The following is a 22,436-nucleotide window of genomic DNA, read 5'->3' on the forward strand; positions in this document are numbered from 1 at the left end:
GTTCGTACGTGCCCCGTATGTGCTTACGACGCGCGGGGCGGGGCGGGCGGTTGTCGGCTCGACGCGCGGAATGCGTAAAGATGCGGCGAGAGCGACGCTTTGCGGCTGAGGCCGTGGCCGGTAAAGGTGCCGCGCGCTTCCCTGTGCCTCTGGAGGCAGCCGCCGTTTCCCCGCGGGAGCGTTTGGTCTCTACCGGCCGGTGGTGGGCTTGTCGCGCAGTTCCGCCCCCTGTGCCCTGCGGGCACGGGGGCCCCAGCGCCCCTGTTTCGCTGCCCCTGTCATTTACCTGCGGGCTGGTGCAGGGGGTTTTAGGGGCGCGGAACTGCGCGACAGGCCCACCACCGGGCCGCGGACGCAACGACACGGCCCGCCGCACGGCGAAGCGGCGCTACAGCACCGCGGCGGGTACCCGCTCGCCCTCGCCGCGGTCGTCGTCTTCGCCGATGAAGGTGCGCCACAAGGTGGCGTACCGGCCGTCCCTGGCGAGGAGTTCGTCGTGGGTGCCGTCCTCGGCGACCCGGCCGTCGGCCATCACGACGACCCGGTCCGCGCGCGCCGCCGTGGTGAGGCGGTGGGCGACCACGAGCGTGGTGCGCCGGCCCGTGAGCCGGTCGGTGGCCTGGTTGACCTGCGCCTCGGTGGCGAGGTCGAGTGCGGCCGTGGCCTCGTCGAGCAGCAGGACGTCCGGGTCGACGAGTTCGGCCCGGGCCAGCGCGATCAGCTGCCGCTGACCGGCCGAGAGGTTGCGCCCTCGCTCGGCCACCTCGTGGAGGTAACCGCCCTCCAGGGTGGCGATCATGTCGTGGGCGCCGACCGCGCGGGCCGCGGCCTCGACCTCGGCGTCACCGGCGCCCGGCCGGCCGTACGCGATCGCGTCCCGGACCGTGCCGGCGAAGAGGTACGCCTCCTGGGGCACCACGCCCAACCGGCGCCGGTACGCGGTCATGTCCAGCTCGCGCAGGTCGACGCCGTCCGCGGTGACCCGGCCGCGCGTCGGGTCGTAGAACCGCGCGACCAGCTTGACCAGGGTCGACTTGCCCGCGCCGGTCTCGCCGACGAAGGCGACCGTCTGCCCGGCCGGTATGCGCAGGTCTATCCCGCTCAGCGCCTGCTCGGGCTGGTCCTCGGACTTGTAGCCGAAGTCGACTCCCTCGAAGGCGATCTCGCCCTTGAGCTGACGCACCTTCGTCGGCCGCTGCGCGGCGGTGGTCGACGGCTTCTCCTCCAACAGCTCCTGGATGCGTCCGAGCGAGACCGCCGCCTGCTGGTAGCCGTCGAAGACCTGCGACAGCTGCTGCACAGGGGCGAAGAAGAGGTCGATGTAGAGGAGGTAGGCGACGAGGGCGCCGGTGGTGAGGGTGCCCGCGTCGATCCGGTGCGCACCGACGATCAGCACCGCCGCCGCGGCGACCGTCGCGAGCAGCTGCACGAAGGGGAAGTAGATCGATATCAGCCACTGGCCGCGGATGCGGGCCCGGCGGTAGCCGTCGCTGCCGGCCACGTACCGCGCGTTGCCGTGCGCCTCGCGGCGGAACGCCTGCACGATCCGCAGCCCGGAGACGGACTCCTGGAGGTCGGCGTTGACGACGCTGACCCGCTCCCGGGCCAGTTCGTACGCCTTCACGCTCTCCCGGCGGAAGAAGTACGTGCCGACGACCAGCAGCGGCAGGGTGGCGAAGACGACCAGCGCGAGCGAGGCGTCGATCACGATCAGCGCCACCAGCACGCCGAAGAAGGTGACCACCGAGACGAACGCGGTGACCAGGCCGGTCTGGAGGAAGGTGGAGAGCGCGTCGACGTCGGTGGTCATCCGCGTCATGATCCGACCGGTCAGTTCGCGCTCGTAGTAGTCCAGCCCGAGGCGCTGGAGCTGGGCGAAGATCCGCAGCCGTACCGAGTACAGCACGCGCTCGCCCGTGCGGCCCGTCATCCGGACCTCGCCCATCTGGGCCGCCCACTGCACCAGCACGGCGACGAGGGCGAACGCGGAGGCGGCCCAGACGGCGCCCAGCGCCGCCTGCTCCACGCCCTGGTCGATGCCGTGCCGGATCAGTACGGGCAGCAGCAGGCCCATGCCGGCGTCGATCGCCACCAGCAGCAGGCTCAGCAGCAGCGGCGCGCCGAAGCCGCTGAGCACCAGGCGCAGTCCGCGCCGGGAGGGGTCGGGGCGGGTGGCCCGCTCCTCGTCCACGGCCGGAACGTCATCGGCCGGGGGCAGCGCCGCGACCTTCGCCAGCAGCTCGGGGGTGGCGTCCGGGGCCGGCGCGGGGGTCGCGTCGCCGCGCACCCACAGCCGTGGGGTGATGCCGCGCTCGGCGTCGTACTCGTATTCGTAGTCGGCGCGTTCGTAGTCGGCGCGGACGGTGCGCTCCTCGCCGTCCGGGTCCGGCTCGCCCTCCAGGGCGGGTGCGTGGCCCGGCGAGACGCCGCCGAGCTCTTCGGGGTCCGTGAGCAGCGAGCGGTAGCGCGCGGAGCGGGCGACCAGCTCGTCGTGGGTGCCGATGTCGGTCAGCCGGCCGCCGTCGAGGACCGCGATGCGGTCGGCGAGGTTGAGGGTGGAGCGGCGGTGGGCGATCAGCAGGGTGGTGCGCCCGGCCATCACCGAGCGCAGCGCCTCGTGGATCTCGTGCTCGACGCGGGCGTCCACCGCGGAGGTGGCGTCGTCGAGGAGGAGCAGCCGGGGGTCGGTGAGGATGGCGCGGGCGAGCGCGATGCGCTGGCGCTGACCGCCGGAGAGGGTGAGGCCGTGCTCGCCGACCTTGGTGTCGTAGCCGTCGGGCAGTTCGGCGATGAAACGGTCCGCCTGGGCGGAGCGGGCGGCCCGCTCGACCTCTTCGTCCGTGGCGTCCGGGCGGCCGTACGCGATGTTGGCGCGGACGGTCTCGGAGAAGAGGAAGCTGTCCTCCGGGACGAGGCCGATGGCGGCCCGCAGGGAGGACAGGGTCAGCTCGCGGACGTCGTACCCGCCGACGAGGACCGCGCCGCCGGTGACGTCGTAGAACCGGGGCAGCAGCAGGGACACGGTGGACTTGCCGCTGCCGGAGGCGCCGACGACGGCGACGGTCTCGCCCTCGCCGATGGTCAGCGAGAAGTCGTCCAGGACGGGCGCCTTCCCCTCGGCGGTGTCGTAGCCGAAGGTGACCGAGTCGAATTCGACGGTCGCGGGGGCGTCCGCGGGCAGTTCGATCGTGCCGTCGTTCATCGAGGGCTCGGTGTCGATCAGCTGGAGGACGCGCTCGGCGCCGGCGCGCGCCTGCTGGGCGACGGTGAGGACCATGGCGAGCATCCGCACGGGGCCGATGAGCTGGGCGAGGTAGGCGGAGAAGGCGACGAAGGTGCCGAGGGTGATCTCGCCGCGGGTGGCGAGCCAGCCGCCGACGGCCAGCATGGCGACCTGGCCGAGGGCCGGGATCGACTGGAGGGCGGGGGTGTAGCGGGAGTTCAGCTTGATGGTGCGCAGCCGGCCGGCGAAGAGCCTGCGGCCCGCGTCGCGCAGCTTGCCGGACTCCTGGTCCTCCTGGCCGAAGCCCTTGACGACCCGTACGCCCGATATCGCGCCGTCGACGACGCCGGCGACCTCGGCGGCCTGGCTCTGGGCGTACCAGGTGGAGGGGTGGAGCCGGGACCGGCTGCGCTGGGCGACCCACCACAGGGCGGGGCCGACGGCGAGGGCGATCAGGGTGAGCGGCAGTGACAGCCACGCCATGATCACCAGTGAGATCAGGAACAGCATGAAGTTCCCGATGGTCATCGGGAGCATGAAGAGCAGGCTCTGGATGAGCTGGAGATCGGTGGTGGCGCGGCCGACGACCTGGCCGGTGGAGAGCTCGTCCTGACGGCGGCCGTCGAGGCGGGTGATCGTCGCGTACATCTCGGTGCGCAGGTCGTGCTGGACGTCGAGCGCGAGCCGTCCGCCGTAGTAGCGGCGGACGTAGGTGAGGGCGTACACGAGGACGGCGGCGGCGATCAGCAGGCCGGTCCAGGTGGCGAGGGAGCCGGTGCCGGAGCCGCCCTCGCCGATGACGTCGTCGATGACGACCTTGGTGATGAGCGGGATGAGCGCCATGACGGCCATGCCGCCGAGGGAGGAGCCGAGGGCCAGGGCGAGGGCGAGGGGGTAGCGGCGGGCGTACGCGTAGAGGCGCCGGGCCCAGCCGGGGTTCTCGGGGTGTCCAGGGTTCTCGGAGCTCGCAGGCTGCTCGGGGTGCCCAGGGCCCCCTGAGCCCGCAGGCTGCTCGGGCTTCTCGGGCTTCTCGGTGTTCGCGGGGGGCTCTGTGGCCTCTGTGGCCTCTGCGGGCCCTGTGGGCTTTCTGGTCACACCAGACCCGTTCGTACCGCTGACCTCACTGCCCCCGCCGAGCCCGGCCTGCCTCGGCCGGGGCTCCTGCGCGTCGTGCGCCTCCTGGGCCGCCGCCACGTCGTGCCTCCCGTTCGGTTCTCTTCCGCCGCAAGACACCAACGCGCCGGGGCGCGGATTTCATCCCGCCGCAACAATTCGTCACGCGGGGTGAGGAATCGTCGCGGCGGGACGGGCGCCGAACGGAAGCCGAACGGGAGGGCGGTGCGTCAGCGAGTGGCCGGGATCGCGTCCTGCGCGGGCCGCTCGGGGGTGGCCGGAATCGACTCGTACGGAACGGTCGTGGGCTCCACGACGGCGCTGCGGGACGAGACCGACGGGCTCACCGTCTTGTGGATCGCCCGGGAGACGGCCTGGATCGTGTCGACGCCCTCGTTCATGTTCCGGTTGTTGTGGGTGAGGACGACGATCGAGTAGTCGTGGCCCTTGCCGGTGAAGGCGCCGATGCTGTGGACGCGCCAGCCGTAGCTGTCGCGCGGCAGCCAGCCGTTCTTGACCTGCACGGTCGCGGTGGAGGGCGCGCCCGCGGGGGTGCCCCAGCGCTGCGACGACACGACGGAACGCATCATGCGCAGGGCGTAGTTGCGCGAGGAGTCCGTGAGCACGGCGTTCTTCTTGGTCAGGTGCGTGAGCAGCCGCTGCTGGTCACGCGCGGTGATCTGGGTCAGCCCCCAGTAGCCGTTCTTGCCCGGCACGGTCTGCGTCATCCCGGCGGCGGTGAGGAAGCGCTGCACCTTGGTGGTGCCGAGCTGCTTCCACAGCGCGCTGGTGGAGTCGTTGTCCGACTTGGTGATCATCGCGTGGGTGAGGTTCTGCTCCCGGGTGGTCAGGGAGCGCCCGGCCCGTCCGGCGTCGTGCAGCAGCGCGCCGAGCACGGTGGCCTTCACGATGCTCGCGGAGTCGAACTTCTGCGACATCCGCAGGGTGCAGTTGGTGCCGCCGGTGTTGTCGGTCAGGTATATCGCGGTGGTCGACCTCCGGTTCTTGAGGGCCGCGTTGATGTCCTTCGTGAGCTGGGCGGCCACCCCGGCCTTCTTGGACGTGCAGCTGACCTGCGGGGTCGCCGCGGCGGCGGGCGTGGCCGACAGGAGGGTCGGCAGCAGCGCGGCGGCGGTGAAGGTGGCGGTGGCGAGTACGGCGCGGCGGCGGGTGCGGCTGCCTGTGCCGGTGTGGGTGTGGGTGTGGGTGATCAAGGTTCCATCCCCCCATGGTGGAAACGTGTGGTGCGGCGTTGTCACGCTCGACGACTGATCGTCGGATGAGACGACTAACGGCGGGGCGGATGGTTGCGTTGGGGGGCGGGCGGGAGGGGAAGCGTTACACGGCGAAGACATTCGGGGGGCGGTGTTTGTGGGGGTGGGTGGGGCTGTGGTAGCGGGGTGACCTGCGGGCCCGTCTGTGGCTTGTCGCGCAGTTCCTCCCCCTGTGCCCTGCGGGCACGGGGGGACCCCCAGCGCCCCTGACCGACCCGCCGTACCCCTGCGGACGAATTGGTCTCTGCAGGCGCACCGTGGCTGTTCGCGCAGTTCCCCGCGCCCCTAAAACCCCCCGCCGTAGCCCAGCGGGCTACGGCGGGTAGCAGGGGCGTTCGGCTACGCGTGCGTCGGGGCGAACATGTGGAGGACCGCGGGGAGGAGGACCAGCGAGGGGCCCGGGGTCGACAGGGCGCGGGACAGGTCCGCGGCCAGATCCTCGGGGGTCGTGCGGACCGCGGGGACGCCGAAGGACTCCGCGAGCGCCACGAAGTCCGGCCGGGCCAGCTCCGTCGCCGTCGCCTCCCCGAACGCGTCCGTCATGTACTCCCGCAGGATCCCGTAGCCCCCGTCGTCCACGATCAGCCACGTCACCGGCAGGTCGTACTGCCGCGCCGTGGCCAGCTCCGCGATCGAGTACATCGCGCCGCCGTCGCCGGAGACCGCGAGCACCGGCCGCGACGGGTCCACGGACGCGGCGCCGAGCGCGGCCGGGAAGGCGTAGCCGAGGCCGCCCGCGCCCTGTGCGGAGTGCATCGTGTTCGGCCGGCGGGCGTCGAACGCGGACCACGCCCAGTACGCCAGGATCGTCATGTCCCAGAAGCTGGGCGACGCGTCCGGCAGGGCCTCGCGCACCGAGGCCAGCACCTGCTGCTCCAGCGTGCGGCCCTGGCCGTCGATCCGCTCCCGCACCTGTGCGAGGACCTCGCGCACCCGCTGCGGCGCGGTGGGGTCGGGGCGCTCCGGCACGGTCTCCAGCAGCGCGGCGAGCGCGGTGCGGGCGTCCGCGTGGATGCCGATGCCGGGGTGGTTGGACTCCAGCTTCCCGGCGTCCGCCTCGATCTGGACCACCCGGCCGCGGGGCGCGAAGGTGTGGTAGTTCGAGGAGAGTTCGCCGAGGCCCGAGCCGACGACGAGGAGGACGTCGGCGTCTTCGAGGAAGTCGGTGGTGTGCCGGTCCTCCAGCCAGGACTGGAGGGACAGCGGGTGCTCCCAGGGGAACGCGCCCTTGCCGCCGAAGGTGGTGACGACGGGTGCGTTGACGCGCTCGGCGAGCGCCAGCAGCTTGCCGGACGCGTCGGAGCGCACCACCCCGCCGCCGGCGATGATCGCCGGGCGCTTCGCCCCCGCCAGCAGATGGGCGGCGAGCGCGGTCAGTTCGGGGCGCGGCACGAGGTCGTCCGGGGTGGCGTCCATCGCGGTCACCACCGGCAGCACGGTCTCGGCCAGCAGCACGTCCTGCGGGATCTCCACCCACACCGGCCCGTGCGGGGCGGTGAGCGCGGAGCGCCAGGCCGCGGCGATCGCGGAGGGGATCTGCGAGGCCGTACGGGCGGTGTGCACGGACTTCACGACGTCCCGGAACGACGCCTGCTGGTCGCGCAGTTCGTGCAGATAGCCGTGGCGGCCACCGCCGAGCCCGGCGGCCGGGACCTGGCTGCCGATGGCGAGCACGGGCGCGGAGGCCGCCGCCGCCTCCTGGAGCGCGGCGAGCGACATCAGTGCGCCGGGGCCGGTGGAGAGCAGCAGCGGGGCGACCTGGCCGGTGATCCGGCCGTACGCGTCGGCGGCGAAGCCCGCGTTGTTCTCGACGCGCAGCCCGACGTACGAGAGCGACGAGCGGCGCAGGGCGTCGAACATGCCGAGGGCGTGCTGCCCGGGCAGCCCGAAGACGGTGGTCGCGCCGAGGCCGGCGAGGGTCTCGATGACGAGGTCGCCGCCGTTGCGTCCGGCCGGAGGGTTGAGGGCGGCCTCGGTCTGCTGCGGCGTGGGCTTGAGCACCACGTCGTGGTCGTGGGTCACTTCGCGGCCCTTCCGGCGGCGATCTGGCGGGCCATGATCGTGGTGAGTTCGTACGCCGTGTGGGACGCGGCCACGGAGGTGATCTCGGCGTGGTCGTACGCCGGCGCGACCTCGACGACGTCGGCGGAGACGAGGTTGCAGGAGGCCAGCCCGCGCAGGATCTCCAGCAGTTCGCGGGAGGTCATGCCGCCCGCCTCGGGGGTGCCGGTGCCGGGGGCGTGCGCCGGGTCGAGGCAGTCGATGTCGATGGATATGTACAGCGGGCGGTCGCCGATGCGCTGGCGGAGCTGGTCGGCGACCTCGTCCGCGCCGCGCCGGTACACGTCGGCCGAGGTGACGATGCCGAAGCCCATCTTCTCGTCGTCGCTGAGGTCCTGCTTGCCGTACAGCGGGCCGCGGGTACCGACGTGGGAGAGCGCGGAGGTGTCGAGGATGCCCTCCTCGACGGCCCGGCGGAACGGCGTGCCGTGGGTGTACTCCGCGCCGAAGTAGGTGTCCCAGGTGTCGAGGTGCGCGTCGAAGTGGAGCAGGGCGACCGGGCCGTGCTTCTTGGCGACGGAGCGCAGCAGCGGCAGCGCGATGGTGTGGTCGCCGCCCAGCGTCATCAGCCGTGCACCGGTGCCGAGCAGGTCGTCCGCCGCGGCCTCGACGCTCTCCACCGCCTCGTTGATGTTGAACGGGTTGGCCGCGATGTCACCGGCGTCCGCGACCTGCGCGAGCGCGAAGGGCGAGGCGTCCTGCGCCGGGTTGTAGGGGCGCAGCAGTCGGGACGCCTCGCGGATCGCGTTGCCGCCGAAGCGCGCGCCGGGCCGGTAGGACACCCCGGCGTCGAAGGGGACGCCGACGACGGCGACGTCCGCGCTGCCGACCTCGTCGAGCCGGGGCAGCCGGGCGAAGGTGGCCGGGCCCGCGTAGCGGGGGACGCGGGAGGAGTCGATGGGGCCGCGCGGCTGCTCGGGGCGGTCGCTGCTACTCATGGCCGTGTTCATACCGGTTTGCCTACTTTCCTACGCTTCTTTGCGTCTCGTCGCTTTCCGCCGCTGCCGTTCGACAGTATCCGGCGGGGGCGGGCCCCTCGGGGCGGAGGGTCAGACCTTGGCTGCCGCGCTGCGGTCGGCCCCGCCGTCGGGGCCGTCGGAGCCGTCGGCCGTCTCGTCGTCGCCGCCGCGGCCCGCGAGCCGCTCCCGCCAGTTCGCGAGCACGGCCGCGTCGGTGGGCTTGGTCAGCAGGCTGACGACGAGGTACGCGGCGAGCGAGGACAGCAGGCCGTAGTAGACGGGCTCGGTGGCGAGGATGCCGTACGACCACATCAGCCCGATCACGGCCAGCCCGCCGACGACGACCGCGGCGAGCGCGCCCTGCACGGTGCCGCGCTTCCACAGCAGTCCGCCGAGGATCGGCACCAACAGCCCGCCGACGAGCAGGTTGTAGGCCACGGTCAGCGCTTCGACGACGTCGTTGAGGGCGATCGCGATGGCGACCACGGCGACGCCCATGATCAGGATGAACATCCGGTTGCCCTTGACCTCGTCGTGCCCGTCCTCGGGCGCGGAGCGGTTGGTCAGCCCGCGCAGCCGGGACCAGATGTCGTTGTTGGCGACCGTGGCGCAGGCGATCAGCGCGCCGGACGAGGTGGACATCACCGCGGCGAGGGCGGCGGCCAGCACCAGCCCGCGCACGCCCATGGGCAGTTCGTCCTTGACGATCAGCGCGAAGGCGTCGTCGGGGTTGGCCAGGTTGGGGTAGAGCACCTTGGCCGCGACGCCGACGATCGCCCCGGCCAGCGCGTACACCAGGCAGTACGTACCGGCGGCGGCGCCGCCCCAGCGGGCGACCTTGTCGCTGCGCGCGGTGAAGACCCGCTGCCAGATGTCCTGTCCGATCAGCATGCCGAAGGTGTAGATCAGCACGTACGTGAAGATCGTCTCGCCGCCGATGCCCAGCGGTTCGAAGTAGTCCGACGGCAGTTCGGCCTTCATCTCGCTCCAGCCGCCCGCCTTGACGACGGCGATCGGCAGCAGGAGCAGCAGCACGCCGATCGTCTTGACGACGAACTGCACCATGTCGGTGAGGGTGATCGACCACATCCCGCCGAGGGTGGAGTAGGCGACCACGATCGCACCGCCCAGGACGATCGAGACGGTCCGGTTCACGTCGAAGAGGACGTCGAAGATCGTCGCGTAGGCGATGGTGGAGGTGACCGCGAGCATCAGCGTGTACGCCCACATCACCACGCCCGAGATGACCCCGGCCCGGCCGCCGTAGCGCAGGTCCAGCATCTCCGAGACGGTGTACACCTTCAGCCGGGCGATGCGCGCGGAGAACAGCAGGGAGAGCGCGAGGAGGCCGAAGCCGATGGTGAGGACCATCCAGGCGCCGGAGATGCCGTGCTTGTAGCCCAGGCCGACGCCCCCGATGGTGGACGCGCCGCCGAGGACGATCGCGGCCATGGTGCCCGAGTACATCCAGGGGCCGAGCCGGCGCCCCGCGACCAGGAACTCGCTCTTGGACTTGGCGCGGCGCATGCCCCACCAACCCATGCCGAGCATGCCGGCCAGATAGACGACGATCACCGCGTAGTCGACAGCCATCGCTCTCCCTCCCACCCTTCCCGGGGCCTGCTGAGGGCCGCGGCCCACGCGCTGGCGTTTCGTTCGACCCCTGACGGTAGGTGGCCGGAAAGCAACCATGAAGTGTACGTTTCATCCATTCTTGACGTCATCGATGGATGGAACGTCCATGCCGGATGCCCCTTCGAGCACCCCCGCCGCAACCGTCCCCGCCGCAACCGTCCCCGCGGCAACCGTCCCCGCGGCTCCCGCGGCTCCCGCGGCCACCGCGGCACCGCCCACCCCGCCCGTCCCGCTGAGCGCCCTGCTGGCCCGGGAGGACCTCGGGCTGCGCCAGATCGCCGGCCCCGGCCCGGCGTCCGGGCCTGAGCTGGTCGATCCGGTGGTGCACTGGGTGCACACCTCCGAGATGGCCGATCCGTATCCCTACCTCCTCGGCGGTGAGCTGCTGCTGAGCGCGGGCGTGCAGCTGAAGGACCCGGACGCGTACGTCGCCCGGCTCGTCGAAGCGGGGGCCGCGGCCCTCGGCTTCGGGCTGGCCCCGGTGCACGACACGGTCCCCGAAGCCCTGGTCGCCGCCTGCGACCGGCGCGGGGTGCCGCTGATCGAGGTGCCGCCGCAGACCACGTTCACCGCCGTGGCCCGCGCCGTGTGGCGGCTGATGGCCGAAGCCCGCCACCACGAGCTGCGCCGGATCTCCCGGGCCCAACAGGGCCTCGCGACCGCCGCCGCCCGCCCCGACCCGGTGCCCGCCGTCCTCGGCCAACTCGCCGGCCGCCTCGGCGGTTGGGCGGTGCTGCTGTCCGCCGACGGCGGTGAGCCCGCGAGCGCGGGGCGGGCCCCGTCGCCGCAGGTGCGGCAGGCGCTGGCGCGGCTGGCGGGCGTGGTGCGCGGCGGCCCCGGGGAGCGGGAGGCCGGCGCCCCGGTCGCCTCCGCGTCCGACACCGCCGACGGGACCCACCTGTGCGCGTACGCACTCGGCGGCGGCCAGGGGCCCGCCGGGCACGTCGGGCTCGTTCTCGGGTTGGCCGCGCCGCGGCGCGAGGCCGGCGACCACACCATCGCCGGGGTGGCGGTGGTGCTGCTGTCCCTGCTGACCGCACCGCACCAAGGGGTCGACGGCACGGGCCGGGACGCCGCGCTGACCCGGCTGCTGCTGGGCGCCGACCCGGCGCGCACGGCCGCCGAACTGGGCGGCGAGCGGTGGACGGTGGTGCACGCCCGCGCCGGGCGCGGCCCGACGCCGTTCACCGCGTCCGCGCTCGGCGCCGCCCTCGGCAGCGCCCTGGTGGAGACGGCGCCGGACGGGTCCGTACGCCTCCTGCTGCCGGGCCCGGCGCGGGACGTGCCGGCCCAGCCGGGGTGGGTGCTCGGGGTCAGCGAGCCCGTCGGGCCCGCGGAACTCGCCCTCGCCGACACCCAGGCGGCCCGGGCCCTGGCCCGCGCCCAGGCCGCGCACCTGCCGCTGGTCACCCATCGACGCGGCTCGCTGTCCGCACTGCTCGCACCGGACGAACTGGCCGCCCACGCCCGGCTGCGGCTGGCGCCGCTGGCCGACGCGCCCGCGCTGCGCGAAACCCTGCGCACCTGGCTGTCGCTGCACGGCGGCTGGGACCGCACGGCCGCGGCGATGGGAGTCCACCGCAACACCGTCCGCCAGCGGATCGCCCGCTGCGCGGCGCTGCTCGGGGATGACCTGGACGACCCGGACGTCCGCATGGAGCTCTGGTTCGCCCTACGAAGCCCGACTTGACCCGGGCGCCCTCGCCGTGCGGCGGGGGCGCGTCCAAACGACCGCGGGGCGTGGGGGCCGGCCCACGCCCAGAAGACACTCCGCTCCCGTCGGAGCCAGGCGCGGGAGTGTCTGGACAGGCCGGGTAACCAACCAGTAACTTCGAACATCTGAGCAACCGCTTAGCCATTCGACCGAGCACGGCAGGCCAGCGCAGACCAGAGGAGGCGTTCGTGCGCCGCAGCGTGTACAACGAGGACCACGAGGCGTTCCGGAAGACCATCCGCGCCTTCATCGAGGCCGAGGTCGTCCCGGTGTACGACCAGTGGTACGAGGCCGGCCAGGCGCCGCGCGACTTCTACCACAAGCTCGGCGAGCTGGGCGTCTTCGGCATCGAGGTGCCCGAGGAGTACGGCGGCGCCGGCGAGACGTCGTTCAAGTTCCAGGCGATCATCTCCGAGGAGACCGCCCGCGCCGGCGTCTCCTTCGGCGGCTCCGGGGTGCACGTCGCGCTCTGTCTGCCGTATCTGATGGCGTACGGCTCCGACGAGCAGAAGCAGCGCTGGCTGCCCGACTTCGCGACCGGCGCCGCGATGTACGCGATCGCGATGACCGAGCCCGGCACCGGCTCGGACCTCGCGGGCATGAAGACCACCGCCAAGCTCTCCGCAGACGGCACGCACTACGTCCTGAACGGCGCGAAGACCTTCATCACCGGCGGCGTCCACGCGGACCGCGTCATCGTCTGCGCCCGCACCGCCCCGCCGAGCGCCGAGGACCGCCGCCACGGCATCTCGCTCTTCGTCGTGGACACCTCGCTGCCGGGGTACGCGGTCGGCCGCAAGCTCGACAAGCTGGGCCTGAAGACCTCGGACACCGCCGAGTTGTCCTTCACCGACGTGCGCGTCCCGGCCGAGGACCTGCTGGGCGAGGAGCACAAGGGCTTCTCCTACCTGGGGCAGAACCTCCCGCAGGAGCGGCTGGCCATCGCCGTCGGGGCGTACTCGCAGGCGTCGGCCGCGATCCGGTTCACCCAGGCGTACGTCTCGGACCGCACGGTGTTCGGCAAGCCGGTCGCCTCCTTCCAGAACAGCAAGTTCGAACTCGCCGCCTGCAAGGCCGAGGTGGACGCGGCCGAGGCGGTCGTCGACCGCGCGCTGGAGGCGCACGACGCGGGCGAGCTGACGGCCGCGGAAGCCGCGTCGGCCAAGCTGTTCTGCACCGAGGTCGCCCACCGGGTGATCGACCGCTGTCTGCAACTGCACGGGGGCTACGGCTACATGAACGAGTACCCGATCGCCCGGCTCTACGCCGACAACCGCGTCAACCGCATCTACGGCGGCACCAGCGAGGTCATGAAGTCGATCATCGCCAAGTCGATGGGGCTGTAGGGCGCGCAGCCCCCACTTCGGGCGCCCGGTCGACCGCTCCGGCCGGGCGCTCGCCGCTGCTGCCGTCAGACGGGTCAGACCGGTCAGACCGGCAGGCCCGCCGCGTCCAGCAGGAAGTCCGTCATCGGCTCGTAGAACCGCGGGTCGGTGACGTGGTCGTCGAGCGGCACCGTCACCTGGAGGGTGCCCTCCGCCTCGCCGATGAACAGCGCGGGGTCGTTGCTGTCGGCGTACCCCACCGCGTCGATGCCGCGCTGGCCCGCGCAGCCCGCCCAGCCGTGGTCGGCGACGACGAGGTCGGGGCGCGGCTCGCCGTCGCGCTCCAGGCCGTCGAGGATCGCGGCCATCGGCGCCGGGGAGTGGGTGTGCCACAGGCTCGCGCCGCGCTCCAGCACGGCCACGCCCCCGAACTGGAACACCATGCACTCGTCGGCCGTCAGGCCGCCGGGGATCGCGACGACCTCGCAGCCGGCCGCGCGCACGGCGTCGGCGGTGCGGCGGTGGACCTCCAGGAGGCCGCCGGGGTGCCCGGTGGCGAAGAGGACCCGCTCCCGGCCGGCGACGGCCTTGCGCAGCCGGGCGGCCATCCGCTCCAGCGCGGCCACGGTCAGCTCGGGGTCAATGGTGTCCTGGCCGACCCGGTGCTCCGGGTCGTCGCTGACGCCGCAGCGCTCGGCCATCACCGCCAGCACGTCCTGCTCGTCCGTCCAGCGGTCGCCCAGCTCCAGGCCCAGCCAGTAGTGGCGGTCGCCGTTGGCCAGCGCGCGGTAGTGGGAGAGGTTGTTGTCGCGCGGGGTGGCGACGTCGCCGGCGATACGGGTGCGGACAAGGTGGTCGACGAGGGCGGCACGGCTGGGTATCGGCATGGCCCCATTGTGCCGGCCCGGGCCCGCCTCGGCCGGTGATCTCCGTCGCCTTCTCGGCCGCCTTCCGGGCAGCCGCCTGGCTGCGGCACCGCTGGCCCGGGGCGCGCAGGGGCGTGCGCGGCGCGTCGGTGTCAGGGAGTGAGCGACGCGAACGCGCCGTGCGCAAGGCGCCGCAGCAACGTTTCCGTACGCGCCCTGGCCGGCAGCCCGTCGGCCTGGGAGCCGAGGTGCGGAGTGGAGTTCAGCAGGCCGAACACCGCGTGGACCGCGGCCCGCGCCTCCACCTCGGGCACGTCGGGGTGCAGCTCGCGCACCGCCGTCACCCACAGCTCCACGTACTGCCGCTGGAGCTGGCGCACCAGCTTGCGGTCGCTCTCGCGCAGCCGGTCCAGCTCGCGGTCGTGCAGCGTGATCAGCGGACGGTCGTCGAGCGCGAAGTCGATGTGGCCGTCGATCAGGGATGCGAGCAGCGCCCCCGGGTCCTCGGCTGCCTCCTCGACCCGCAGCCGGCCGCCGCTGAGCAGCCGCTCGCTGATGCCGACGAGCAGTTCGGCGAGCATCGCCTCCTTGCCCGGGAAGTGGCGGTACAGCCCCGGACCGCTGATGCCGACGGCCGCCCCTATCTCGTCCACGCCGACGCCGTGGAAGCCGCGCTCGGCGAAGAGCCGCGCGGCCTCTTTGAGGATCTGCTCGCGGCGGGTGGGCGCGTCCGTCCTGGTGCTCATGGAAAGTGATTCTAGACAACCTCGTTAGCGATCGTTAACCTGAAAGGAGTGTTAACGCTCATTAACCGACGTCGCTCGACGTCAGCCGATGCCAGCGGACGTCGCTCGACGTCAGCCGACGTCAACCGATGCCGCCCGGGCGAAGGAGCGCGATCCGATGGGGTTCGATGCGATGGGGTTCGACCCGATGCCGCAGGCACCCGTGCTGACCAGCGCCGCGGACCCGGCGTCCGCCGCCTGGCAGGCCAACGAGGCGGCGCACCGGGACCTCGCCGACGACCTGCGGGCCCGGCTCGCCGCGGCCCGGCTCGGCGGCGGCGAGAAGGCCCGCGCCCGGCACGTCTCCCGCGGCAAGCTGCTCCCCCGCGACCGGGTCGACGCCCTGCTGGACGCGGGCTCCCCCTTCCTGGAGCTGGCCCCGCTCGCCGCCCACGGGATGTACGGGGACCAGGCCCCGGCCGCCGGCGTCATCGCCGGCATCGGCCGCGTCAGCGGGCGCGAGACCGTGATCGTCGCCAATGACGCCACCGTCAAGGGCGGGACGTACTACCCCATGACGGTCAAGAAGCATCTGCGCGCCCAGGAGATCGCCCTGGAGAACCGCCTCCCGTGCGTCTACCTGGTGGACTCCGGCGGCGCCTTCCTGCCGATGCAGGACGAGGTCTTCCCCGACCGCGAGCACTTCGGCCGGATCTTCTACAACCAGGCGCGGATGTCCGGCGCGGGCATCCCGCAGATCGCCGCCGTCCTCGGCTCCTGCACGGCCGGCGGGGCGTACGTGCCCGCGATGAGCGACGAGGCCGTGATCGTACGGAACCAGGGCACGATCTTCCTCGGCGGCCCGCCGCTGGTGAAGGCCGCCACCGGCGAGGTCGTCACCGCCGAGGAGCTGGGCGGCGGCGAGGTGCACTCCAGGATCTCCGGCGTCACCGACCACCTCGCCGAGGACGACGCGCACGCGCTGCGGATCGTCCGGACGATCGCGGCGACGCTGCCCCGCCGCGGCCCGCTCCCCTGGTCCGTCGCGCCGGTGGACGAGCCCAAGGTGGACCCGGCCGGGCTGTACGGCGCGGTGCCGGCCGATCCGCGCACCCCGTACGACGTCCGGGAGGTGATCGCCCGGATCGCGGACGCGTCCCGCTTCGCCGAGTTCAAGGCCGAGTTCGGCCAGACCCTGGTCACCGGCTTCGCCCGGATCCACGGCCACCCCGTCGGCATCGTGGCGAACAACGGCATCCTGTTCGCCGAGTCCGCCCAGAAGGGGGCGCACTTCATCGAGCTGTGCGACCAGCGCGGCATCCCCCTGCTGTTCCTGCAGAACATCTCCGGCTTCATGGTCGGCAAGGACTACGAGCACGGCGGGATCGCCAAGCACGGCGCGAAGATGGTCACCGCCGTGGCCTGCACCCGCGTCCCCAAACTCACCGTCGTCATCGGCGGCTCGTACGGCGCGGGGAACTACTCGATGTGCGGCCGGGCCTACTCCCCCCGCTTCCTGTGGATGTGGCCGAACGCCAAGATCTCCGTGATGGGCGGCGAGCAGGCCGCGTCCGTGCTCGCCACCGTCAAGCGGGACCAGTTGGAAGCGCGCGGCGAGCCCTGGTCCGTCGAGGAGGAGGACGCCTTCAAGGCCCCCGTACGGGCGCAGTACGAGCAGCAGGGCAACGCCTACTACGCGACGGCGCGGCTGTGGGACGACGGGGTGATCGACCCCTTGGAGACCCGTCAGGTGCTGGGGCTCGCCCTGACGGCCTGCGCCAATGCGCCACTGCCGGCGAAGGACGCGTCGGCGCCCGGCTTCGGCGTCTTCCGGATGTGAACGGAACGCTCCGGATGCGCACGGGACGAGGGACGGACGAGGGACAGGGGACGACGACGATGTTCAACACGGTCCTGGTGGCCAATCGCGGCGAGATCGCGGTCCGCGTCATCCGCACCCTGCGGGCCCTGGGGGTCCGCTCGGTCGCCGTCTTCAGCGACGCGGACGCCGACGCCCGGCACGTGCGGGAGGCGGACACCGCGGTCCGCATCGGCCCGGCGCCCGCCGCCGAGAGCTACCTCAGCGCCGAACGGCTGCTCGACGCCGCGGCCCGCACCGGCGCCGAAGCGGTCCACCCCGGCTACGGCTTCCTCGCCGAGAACGCGGCGTTCGCCCGGGCCTGCGCCGATGCCGGACTCGTCTTCATCGGCCCGCCCGCCCCGGCGATCTCCCTCATGGGCGACAAGATCCGCGCCAAGGAGACCGTGCTGGCCGCCGGGGTGCCGGTGGTGCCGGGCTCCTCGGGCGCGGGGCTGACGGACGACCAACTCGCCGAGGCGGCCCGTCGGATCGGCATGCCGGTGCTGCTCAAGCCGTCCGCGGGCGGCGGCGGCAAGGGCATGCGGCTGACCCGTCTGGAGTCGGCGCTCCGGGACGAGATCGCGGCGGCCCGGCGCGAGGCGCGCGCCTCCTTCGGCGACGACACCCTCCTCGTCGAGCGCTGGATCGACACCCCGCGCCACATCGAGGTCCAGGTCCTGGCGGACGCCCACGGAAACGTCGTCCACCTCGGCGAGCGCGAGTGCTCCCTCCAGCGTCGCCACCAGAAGGTCATCGAGGAGGCGCCGTCGGTCCTGCTGGACGAGGCCACCCGGGCGGCGATGGGCGAGGCGGCCGTGCAGGCGGCCCGCTCCTGCGGCTACGTCGGCGCGGGCACGGTCGAGTTCATCGTCCCCGGCACCGACCTCACGCAGTACTACTTCATGGAGATGAACACCCGCCTCCAGGTCGAGCACCCCGTCACCGAGTTGGTCTGCGGCCTGGACCTGGTGGAGTGGCAGCTGCGGATCGCGGCCGGCGAGCCCCTGCCGTACGGACAGGACGACGTCCGGCTCACCGGCCACGCCATAGAGGCCCGGATCTGCGCCGAGGACCCGGCGCGCGGCTTCCTGCCCGCCGGCGGCACCGTCCGCGCGCTGCACGAGCCGCAGGGCTCCGGGGTGCGCACGGACTCCGGGCTGAGCGTGGGCACCGAGGTGTCCAGCCTGTACGACCCGATGCTGTCCAAGGTCATCGCGTACGGCCCCGACCGCGCCACCGCCCTGCGCCGGCTGCGCGCCGCGCTCGCCGAGACGGTCACCCTCGGCGTCCCGACGAACGCCGGCTTCCTGCGCCGGCTGCTGGGCCACCCGGACGTCGTCGCGGGCGCGTTGGACACCGGCCTGGTGGAGCGGGAGGCCGACGGGCTGGTGGAGCGGGAGGTGCCCGTCGAGGTGTACGCGGCAGCGGCGGCCGTCCGCCGGGCCGCGCTCGCCCCCGCACCGGAGCGGGGCGGCTGGACGGACCCCTTCGCCCGGCCGGACGGCTGGCGCCTCGGCGGGGCGCCGGCGCCGCTCGCGTTCCCGCTGCGCGTACCGGGGCACGAGCCGGTGACGTTCGAGGCGCCGGCGTCCGCGACCGTCACCGCCGACCGGGTCACCGTGACGCTCGACGGCGTCGTGCACGCCTTCCACCGGGCGGCCGACTGGCTCGGTCGGGACGGCGACTCCTGGCACGTGCAGGACCACGACCCGGTCGCCGCCGCGCTCTCTTCCGCGGCCCACGCGGGCGCGGACAGCCTGGCCGCGCCGATGCCGGGCACGGTCACGGTGGTCAAGGTGGCCGTTGGGGACCGGGTGGCCGCGGGCCAGAGCCTGCTGGTCGTCGAGGCGATGAAGATGGAGCACGTCATCGCCGCGCCGCACGCCGGGAGGGTCACCGAACTGGACGTCACCCCCGGGACGACCGTCGCCATGGACCAACTGCTGGCCGTGGTCGCCCCGGACGAATCCGATGCCGAGACCGCGGCCGATTCCGCGGCCGATTCCGCGGCCGAGAGCGGCGAGCAGAGCACGGAGGCGAGCGATGGACGTTGACGGGCTGCCGATGGAGTTCCCGGCGCAGGACCTGCCGCCCCGGGTGCGGATCCACGAGGTCGGCCCCCGCGACGGCCTCCAGAACGAGAAGGCGGTCATCCCCACCGAGGTGAAGGCGGAGTTCGTGCACCGCCTCGCCGACGCCGGACTGACCACGGTCGAGGCGACCAGCTTCGTGCGCCCCGAGTGGGTGCCCCAACTGGCCGACGCGGAGAAGCTCTTCCCCCGGGTCACCGATCTGAAGGGCGTCGCCCTGCCCGTCCTCGTACCGAACGAACGCGGTTTCGACCGGGCCGTGGCGCTGGGCGCCCGCCGGATCGCCGTCTTCGGCTCGGCGACGGAGACCTTCGCCCGCAAGAACCTGAACCGGACCGTCGCCGAGTCCCTGGCGATGTTCGAGCCGGTCGTGGCGCGCGCCAAGGCCGACAAGATCCACGTCCGCGGCTATCTGTCGATGTGCTTCGGCGACCCCTGGGAGGGGCCGGTTCCGGTGCACCAGGTGGTGAAGGTCGCCCGACGGCTGCGGGAGCTGGGCTGTGACGAGATCTCGCTGGGCGACACGATCGGCGTCGCCACCCCCGGGCACGTCCTGGACCTGTTGGCCCAGCTGAACGAGGAGGGCGTGCCCACCTCCGCGCTCGCCGTCCACTTCCACGACACCTACGGCCAGGCCCTGGCCAACACGTTCGCCGCGCTGGAGCACGGCGTGACCACCGTCGACGCCTCCGCGGGCGGCCTCGGCGGCTGCCCGTACGCGAAGAGCGCCACGGGCAACCTCGCCACCGAAGACCTCGTGTGGATGCTGCACGGCCTCGGCATCGAGACCGGGGTCGACCTCGGCCGGCTCACCGCCACCAGCGTGTGGATGGCCGAGCAGCTGGGCCGCCCCAGCCCCTCCCGCACCGTTCGCGCCCTCTCCCACAAGGAGTGACCATGTCCCTTGACCACCGGCTCACCCCCGAGCACGAGGAACTCCGCCGCACGGTCGAGGACTTCGCGCACACCGTGATGGCCCCGAAGATCGGCGATCTGTACGAGCGCCACGAGTTCCCCTACGAGATCGTGCGCGAGATGGGCCGCATGGGCCTGTTCGGGCTGCCCTTCCCCGAGGAGTACGGCGGCATGGGCGGCGACTACCTCGCCCTCGGCATCGTCCTGGAGGAGCTGGCGCGCGTCGACTCCTCCGTGGCGATCACGCTGGAGGCCGCGGTGTCGCTGGGCGCGATGCCGGTGTACCGCTTCGGCACGGAGGAGCAGAAGCAGCAGTGGCTGCCGCGGCTGTGCTCCGGCGAGTTGCTGGGCGCGTTCGGGCTCACCGAGCCCGAAGGCGGCTCCGACGCGGGCGGCACCAGGACCACGGCGGTGCGCGACGAGGCGGCCGGCGAGTGGGTGATCAACGGCTCCAAGTGCTTCATCACCAACGCCGGCACGGACATCACGGGCCTGGTGACGGTCACCGCGGTCACCGGTCGGACGCCCGACGGCAAGCCCCTGATCTCGTCGATCATCGTCCCGTCCGGCACGCCGGGCTTCTCGTTCGCCCCCGCGTACTCCAAGGTCGGCTGGAACGCCTCGGACACCCGAGAGCTGTCCTTCGACGACGTCCGCGTGCCGCTGGGGAACCTGCTCGGCGAGGAGGGCCGGGGGTACGCGCAGTTCCTCCGCATCCTGGACGAGGGCCGGATCGCGATCTCCGCGCTCGCGACGGGGCTGGCGCAGGGGTGCGTGGACGAGTCCGTGAAGTACGCGAAGGAGCGGCACGCCTTCGGGCGCCCCATCGGCGCGAACCAGGCGATCCAGTTCAAGATCGCGGACATGGAGATGCGGGCGCACATGGCCCGCGTGGGCTGGCGCGACGCGGCGTCGCGGCTGGTGCGGGGCGAGTCCTTCAAGAAGGAGGCGGCGTTGGCGAAGCTGTACTCGTCGACGGTGGCGGTGGACAACGCGCGGGAGGCGACGCAGATTCATGGGGGCTACGGCTTCATGAACGAGTATCCGGTGGCCCGGATGTGGCGGGACTCGAAGATCCTGGAGATCGGCGAGGGGACGAGCGAGGTCCAACGCATGCTGATCGCCCGCGAGCTGGGCCTCACGAGCTAGCTCGCGCCCTGCCCTCTGCGGGGCGCGCTGCCCCCCTGCGGCTGCGTTGCCCCGGCGCGCCCATGCCTCGCACGCCGTGCCCCTGCGGCTACGTTGCCCGAGCGCGCCCCTAAAAGCCCCTCGCCGTATCCCCGCGGGAGCGCTCATCACTGCGGCCTGGTGGTCGGCCGTCTTCGTCTCGTGTAACGGCGAGTGGTCAAGGGGCGCTGGGCCTACCCCTGTGCCCGCAGGGCGCAGGGGTAGGAACGCGCGACAAGCCAGCCGCCGGGGCGCACAGCGCGCCCGCACGGGCACGCGGCCAGCAAGAGGTCAGGTTAGGCTAACCTGACCTGGGCGGGGCGCTCGCCCGGGGTTCATCGACGCACCCAACGGGAGAGGCCGCCCTCATGACCCAGCCACCCCCCTTCCGCTTCTTCCCCCTCCGCGTCGCGGCGACCAAGCAGCTCGGCCCCTCCCTCATCCGCGTCACCTTCGAGGGCTTCCCGCGCCAGCGGCTCGACGACTTCGAGGCCGGCGGGCGCGACCAGTCGCTCTCCCTCTTCCTCCCGCACCCCGGGCAGGACGGCCCCATCGTGCCCCTGGAGGCCGGCGGCGACGAAGGCGACGGCAGCGCGATATTCGCCGCCTGGCGGGCGCTGCCGGAGCACGTGCGCGCGGTCATGCGCTCGTACACCGTGCGCGCCCAGCGCGACCGCGCCGACGGCACGCGCGAGTTCGACATCGACTTCGCGGTGCACGAGGACGGCGGCCCCGCCTGCCGCTGGGCGGCCCAAGCGGAGCCGGGGCAGCGGGCGATGGTGCTGGGCCCGGCCGTCGCGGACAACACCTCCGTGCGCTTCCGCCCGCCCCACGGCACGGACTGGACGCTGATCTGGGGCGACGAGACGGCGCTGCCCGCCGTCGCGGCGATCCTCGAATGGCTGCCGCCGGGGCTGCCCGCCAAGGTGTGGCTGGAGGTGCCGCACGCCGCGGACCGGATCGAGTTGAAGACGGACGCACAGGTGGAGGTCGTCTGGCTGGTGCGGGACGAGGGCGCGCCCTCCGCCGTGGCGGCCGTCGCCGCCGCCGAGTTCCCGAGCGGGACCCCGTACGCCTGGATCGCCGGCGAGTCCGGCGGCGTAAAGGCGCTCCGGCGCCATCTGGTGGGCGAGCGGGGCATCGACCGGCGCAAGGTGACCTTCGTCGGGTACTGGCGTCGCGGCATCAGCGAGGACGGGCTGCGGGAGGAGCCGGCCGGCGCCGACGAGGGCTGAGACCCGGCGCCGGCACCGCCGGGACACACACGCCCCACGCACACCATCCCCACCTTTCAAACCTCTCTTCCCTCACACCCCCACATCACCCATGAGCTTTCGGCCAATTAGTGGCCGATCCACGGTGGGGCGGTCTTGCACGGCCCCCCACGGGCATGCATGCCCCGCCGGTCCGCGACAAACGGCGCGTCCGGGCGCACTTCGATGCGCCCGAGCGCGACGGCGTACGCGCCCCCGCCCCACCCCGCGCGGCCCCACCGCGCGCCATGCGCG

General features: G+C 72.9%; 14 protein-coding genes. 7 read left to right on the top strand and 7 right to left on the bottom strand.

Annotated elements, in window-relative coordinates; translation table 11 throughout:
* Window positions 1–388: 388 nt before the first annotated feature.
* The 5 genes from ABZ842_RS09790 to ABZ842_RS09810 all read right to left on the bottom strand — a co-directional run bounded on the left by ABZ842_RS09790 (window position 389) and on the right by ABZ842_RS09810 (window position 10,223).
* Window positions 389–4,417 (bottom strand): ABC transporter transmembrane domain-containing protein, encoded by a 4,029-nt coding sequence (locus ABZ842_RS09790; RefSeq protein ID WP_361534589.1) that lies wholly within the window; start codon window positions 4,415–4,417, stop codon window positions 389–391.
* 149 nt (window positions 4,418–4,566) lie between these two features.
* A complete protein-coding gene (locus ABZ842_RS09795; RefSeq protein ID WP_361535125.1) occupies window positions 4,567–5,460 on the bottom strand; it encodes a serine hydrolase in 894 nt (297 codons plus the stop codon).
* A gap of 489 nt (window positions 5,461–5,949) precedes the next feature.
* Entirely contained in the window at window positions 5,950–7,632 is a 1,683-nt protein-coding gene (locus tag ABZ842_RS09800; protein ID WP_361534592.1) for a thiamine pyrophosphate-binding protein, read from the bottom strand.
* The gene (gene speB / locus ABZ842_RS09805; protein ID WP_361534595.1) at window positions 7,629–8,609 is read right to left on the bottom strand and encodes an agmatinase; all 981 of its coding nucleotides are present in this window, start codon (window positions 8,607–8,609) and stop codon (window positions 7,629–7,631) included. Before speB ends, ABZ842_RS09800 begins: the two co-directional genes overlap by 4 nt.
* 111 nt (window positions 8,610–8,720) lie before the next feature.
* Window positions 8,721–10,223: a sodium:solute symporter gene (locus ABZ842_RS09810; protein WP_361534598.1), complete on the bottom strand. Its 1,503-nt coding sequence runs from the start codon at window positions 10,221–10,223 to the stop codon at window positions 8,721–8,723.
* Between the two features lie 148 nt (window positions 10,224–10,371).
* Between ABZ842_RS09810 and ABZ842_RS09815 the strand changes: the two genes are divergently transcribed.
* Window positions 10,372–11,955 carry a PucR family transcriptional regulator gene (locus tag ABZ842_RS09815; RefSeq protein WP_361534601.1) on the top strand — a complete coding sequence of 528 codons (1,584 nt, stop codon included), beginning with the start codon at window positions 10,372–10,374 and terminating at the stop codon, window positions 11,953–11,955.
* A gap of 212 nt (window positions 11,956–12,167) precedes the next feature.
* Entirely contained in the window at window positions 12,168–13,325 is a 1,158-nt protein-coding gene (locus ABZ842_RS09820) for an acyl-CoA dehydrogenase family protein (RefSeq protein ID WP_361534604.1), read from the top strand.
* Window positions 13,326–13,408: 83 nt separating this feature from the next.
* Here the strand turns inward: ABZ842_RS09820 and ABZ842_RS09825 are convergent, their stop codons facing one another.
* Window positions 13,409–14,191: a phosphatase gene (locus ABZ842_RS09825; protein WP_361534607.1), complete on the bottom strand. Its 783-nt coding sequence runs from the start codon at window positions 14,189–14,191 to the stop codon at window positions 13,409–13,411.
* Window positions 14,192–14,322: 131 nt separating this feature from the next.
* Window positions 14,323–14,916 (bottom strand): TetR/AcrR family transcriptional regulator, encoded by a 594-nt coding sequence (locus tag ABZ842_RS09830; RefSeq protein WP_361534610.1) that lies wholly within the window; start codon window positions 14,914–14,916, stop codon window positions 14,323–14,325.
* Window positions 14,917–15,103: 187 nt separating this feature from the next.
* On the opposite strand from ABZ842_RS09830, the gene ABZ842_RS09835 reads away from it, so the two are divergent.
* From ABZ842_RS09835 to ABZ842_RS09855, 5 genes are all read left to right on the top strand, one after another.
* Window positions 15,104–16,735 carry a carboxyl transferase domain-containing protein gene (locus tag ABZ842_RS09835; protein ID WP_361535128.1) on the top strand — a complete coding sequence of 544 codons (1,632 nt, stop codon included), beginning with the start codon at window positions 15,104–15,106 and terminating at the stop codon, window positions 16,733–16,735.
* Between the two features lie 59 nt (window positions 16,736–16,794).
* Window positions 16,795–18,810, top strand: coding sequence for a biotin carboxylase N-terminal domain-containing protein (locus ABZ842_RS09840; RefSeq protein ID WP_361535131.1), 2,016 nt, complete (start codon window positions 16,795–16,797; stop codon window positions 18,808–18,810).
* On the top strand, window positions 18,800–19,741 hold the full coding sequence (locus ABZ842_RS09845; RefSeq protein ID WP_361534613.1) for a hydroxymethylglutaryl-CoA lyase: 942 nt from the start codon (window positions 18,800–18,802) through the stop codon (window positions 19,739–19,741). Before ABZ842_RS09840 ends, ABZ842_RS09845 begins: the two co-directional genes overlap by 11 nt.
* Window positions 19,742–19,743: 2 nt before the next feature.
* Entirely contained in the window at window positions 19,744–20,910 is a 1,167-nt protein-coding gene (locus tag ABZ842_RS09850) for an acyl-CoA dehydrogenase family protein (RefSeq protein ID WP_361534616.1), read from the top strand.
* A gap of 386 nt (window positions 20,911–21,296) precedes the next feature.
* Window positions 21,297–22,163 (top strand): siderophore-interacting protein, encoded by an 867-nt coding sequence (locus ABZ842_RS09855; protein ID WP_361534619.1) that lies wholly within the window; start codon window positions 21,297–21,299, stop codon window positions 22,161–22,163.
* Window positions 22,164–22,436 lie beyond the last annotated feature (273 nt).

It is taken from the genome of Streptomyces sp. NPDC047315 (genome assembly GCF_040643215.1).
Lineage (GTDB): Bacteria > Actinomycetota > Actinomycetes > Streptomycetales > Streptomycetaceae > Streptomyces.